General features: G+C 70.3%; 1 protein-coding gene. It reads left to right on the plus strand.

All coding sequences use genetic code 11. From position 1 onward, the window contains the following. On the plus strand, window positions 1–306 hold a 306-nt coding region (locus FS767_RS21980), incomplete at both ends, for an MFS transporter (RefSeq protein WP_144968212.1).

Consider the following 306-nt stretch of genomic DNA (forward strand, 5'->3'; position numbering starts at 1 on the left):
GGATCGCTTCGGCGCGCGCCTGACCCTGGGCCTGGGCATCTGCCTCTGGTCCATCGCCCAGGGCGTGCTCGGGCTGCTCAGCAGCCTGCACCTGATGATCCTCGCTCGCGTCGGCCTGGGCATCGGCGAGGCGCCGCAATTCCCGGCCGGCGCCAAGGTGGTCAGCGAGTGGTTCAACGTGCGCGAGCGCGGCCTGCCCTCCGGCATCTTCAACCTCTCCTCCTCGCTGGGACCGGCGATCTCCCTGCCGATCCTCACCGCCCTGCTGCTGTGGCTGGGCTGGCGGCAGATGTTCATCGCCATGGG

Origin of the sequence: Pseudomonas sp. DE0010, from assembly GCF_007680745.1 — a bacterium.
GTDB classification, from domain to species: Bacteria; Pseudomonadota; Gammaproteobacteria; order Pseudomonadales; family Pseudomonadaceae; genus Aquipseudomonas; species Aquipseudomonas parafulva_B.